This window comes from Halobacterium bonnevillei, from assembly GCF_009831555.1.
Classification (GTDB): Archaea; Halobacteriota; Halobacteria; order Halobacteriales; family Halobacteriaceae; genus Halobacterium; species Halobacterium bonnevillei.
In genome coordinates, this window is sequence record NZ_WUUU01000259.1 from 1 (window position 1) to 2,914 (window position 2,914).

A 2,914-nucleotide genomic window follows, 5' to 3' on the forward strand; every position below is an offset into this window, starting at 1 on the left:
CGCGCCACGGCGTCAGCACGGACGTCCAGACGGACGTGTTCGCGCCGGGGGAGTGACCGGAGCCTCGGCTAGAACACGTAGCGAGTACCCCGAATGCCGACGGCATCCAACTGCCGACAGCTCCCGGTGACCCGGACTGGTCGGGCGTCGACCCGGCCTACTCGGGCGTCGGTCCGGCCCCGACGTCCGCCGCCGCGTCGACCCGGTCGTGGATGTGTCCCTCGCGCTCCCGCAGGTGCCGCGGCGTCCGGTCGTTCTCCACAGCGAGCACTTCCGCGACGATGCTGTGCGCGATCTGGTACGGCGAGCCGCCGCCCAGGTCCAGTCCGATGGGCGTGTAGAGGCTCTCCAGCGCGTCCTCGGCGAAGACGCGGCCCTCGTCGGCGAACGCGTCCAGCATCTCCTCGAAGCGCTCCCTGGGCCCCATGAGGCCGACGTACGGCGCGGGCGACTCCAGCAGCGTCTCGAGGGCCAGTCGGTCGTCGACGAAGTTGTGCGTCATCACGACGGCGTGCGTGCGCTCGTCGAGTTGGAGGTCGTCCTCGAGGCTGCCGGGCGACGTGGTCACCGTCCGGGTCGCGTCCGGGAACCGGTCGGCGAGGTCGAGTCCGCCCCGGAAGCCCGCGACCGTCACGCGGAAGTCGTTTTTCGCCGCGAGTTCCGTGACCGGGCCGACGTCGTGGCCGGTGCCGAAGACGACCAGTTCCGCGGGCGCGGCGATGCCGTCGACGAACACCTCGAGCGTCGCGCCGTCGCCCGCGTCGACGGTCACCGTGTCCGCTCGGCCGCGCCGCGCGAGGTCGTCTGCCATCGAAGTCAGCGTCGCGTGCGGCCACTCCTCGGCCGGCGAGCCGTCCGGCCGGACCAACCCTCCGTCGTCGGGGTCGTAGTACACTCGGTCGCCGTACTCGAACCCGTCTACGCCCCCCGACAGGACGGTGAGCACCGCGACGTCCCGCCCGTCGGCGAACGCCTCGACTGCGGGCCGGTAGGTCTCGTCCAGGGGCTCCAGCAGCACGTCGATGACGCCGTTACAGCCGACGCCCATCCCCCAGACGTCCGCTTCGTCCTCCATCAGGTCGTACGTGATTGTCTCCGGTTCGCCGCGCTCGCGGACGCCCGTCGCCGCGGCGCGCAGTTCGTCCTCGAGACACCCGGCCGTAATCGAACCGACGCCGGGGCCGTCGTCGTCGAGGAGCATCTTCGCTCCGGGCCGCCGGTAGGCGTTGCCCTCGACGTCGACGACGGTCGCGAGCACGTCGGTGCCCGCGGCGTCGAGCCGTTCGTGAACGCGCTGTACGACTTCGGTCTCCGGAACGCTCCAGTTTGTCTCAGTCATGCGTGATTAGATGTGGATGTCCGCGGGTGGCTCCCGCGCCGCGTACACTTTCCGCACGCCGCGGTCGTGGAGGTCCGTGCCGCACGCGCCGTCCGCGACGGCGACGCGGGTTTCCGCCGGGTCTGTCACGTCGGCACCCGCGACCACGTCGACGCCAGCGTCGAACAGGGGGTCGGGGAGCAGCGACGCTGTCGCACCGATGCAGACCACCGTCGCCGCGTCCGGCGCCGCCGCGAGGTACCGCTCGATGCCGCCGTAGATCAGCGTGACCCCGTGACGAAGACGACGTCCGCGCCGTCCATCGCGGCCCCGGTCTCAGCCGGTGTGAAGACCCGGACGTCGACGCCGTCCGTCGCCGGAACGTCCGCGACCGGGCCGCGCTCGATGACGCGGACCGCGACGTCGCCGAACTTCCTGAACGCGGGCCGGAACAGGCCGACCGTCACGATCGTCTCGACGCCCTCGTCGAGGAGCGCCATCGGGTCGCCCGTCCGCCACGAGACGTGGGGGCTCGACAGCGCGTTCAGCGTCGCAATCCCGACCGCGCGCGTCACGCGACTGCCGTCCAGTCGGCGTCCGGCGCCGGGGCTGTCCGCGCCATCGCGGTTCGCTCGCTCCGGTTCTGCCGCCGCGTCGACGACTGCTGCGGCGAACGCGCCGGGCGTCGTCTCCGTCCACGGAGCGGGGTCTGGAACGGCCTCCAGCGGTCGATGCGCCAGTCCCGACAGCCGCGCGTCGCTACCGGACGCTCCGCCGGCGGATTCGTCGGCCAGTTCGACGAGGACGGCCGCGTCGCCAACGGTCACCCGGTCGAAGCGAACGTCGAGGCGTCGTCGCTGCGCACGCGCTGGAGCGAAGCGAGTACCGCGGCGAGAATGCCGTCAGTCACTCCGGCGCACCCCCGTCGCGGACGGTCCGGTCGGCCCGCGACTCGAACTCGTAGCCGACCGGCCCGTCGAGGCCGCGCCGTTCGAGTTGGTTCGCGGCGGCCGCGAGGTCAGCGGCGTCCGCGAACCCGAACAGCGCGTCGAGGTACGGCTCCACGGTCGACATCCCCCTGGACGCCGGTTCGAACGACGGCGAGACGGCCAGCGGGTTCAGCCAGACCACGCTGTCAGCGCGGTCGGCGAGCCACGTGATGCCGTCCGCCAGCAGTTCCGGTTCGCCGACGTCCAGGCCGTCGCTCACGACCACGACCACGGTCCGGCGGTCGACGGCGTGCGGGGCCGTCCGCCGGATCGTGTCCAGCGCCGCGCCGATCTGCGTCCCGCCACCCCCACTCGACCGCCGCGGCTCGGAGTGCGGCGGCGGTCGACCCCTCGGCCCGGGTGACCATCTCGGTGGCCTCGACGACGTCCGTATCGAAGAGGAACACGCGCGCGTTCAGCGCCGCCGACGCGACCCGGTCCACGAGCGCCAGCAGCGCCCCCCGGTCGACCGTATCGAGGACGGACCGCTGACGTCCACGAGGAGACAGCACCGCACCTCGCTGGGGCCTGTTCCCGGTGGAGGGATGTCGAGTGGCGTCCCGCCCGTTTCGAGGCTGCGCGGAGCGCGGCGCGCGCGATCACCGAC

At 72.4% G+C, this 2,914-nt stretch carries 5 protein-coding genes; all 5 read right to left on the minus strand.

Annotated features, from left to right (window positions below):
• Positions 1–157: 157 nt before the first annotated feature.
• A complete protein-coding gene (locus tag GRX66_RS17920) occupies positions 158–1,339 on the minus strand; it encodes an XdhC family protein (RefSeq protein ID WP_159527713.1) in 1,182 nt (393 codons plus the stop codon).
• Between the two features lie 6 nt (positions 1,340–1,345).
• Positions 1,346–1,603, minus strand: coding sequence for a Rossmann-like domain-containing protein (locus GRX66_RS17925; protein WP_159527715.1), 258 nt, complete (start codon positions 1,601–1,603; stop codon positions 1,346–1,348).
• A complete protein-coding gene (locus tag GRX66_RS17930) occupies positions 1,600–2,145 on the minus strand; it encodes a hypothetical protein (protein WP_159527714.1) in 546 nt (181 codons plus the stop codon). The genes GRX66_RS17925 and GRX66_RS17930 overlap by 4 nt, the downstream gene beginning before the upstream one ends.
• Positions 2,146–2,224: 79 nt before the next feature.
• Positions 2,225–2,701, minus strand: a complete 477-nt coding sequence (locus tag GRX66_RS19670; RefSeq protein ID WP_325064190.1) for a VWA domain-containing protein — start codon at positions 2,699–2,701, stop codon at positions 2,225–2,227.
• Between the two features lie 21 nt (positions 2,702–2,722).
• Positions 2,723–2,914, minus strand: a 192-nt coding sequence (locus tag GRX66_RS20200; RefSeq protein ID WP_233745657.1) for a hypothetical protein, incomplete at its 5' end; no start/stop codon positions are given.

What these genes read in the sequence shown, in the direction of transcription:
- GRX66_RS17920 (WP_159527713.1), bottom strand. Translation starts at nt 1,339, where the DNA reads ATGACTGAGACAAACTGGAGCGTTCCGGAGACCGAAGTCGTACAGCGC.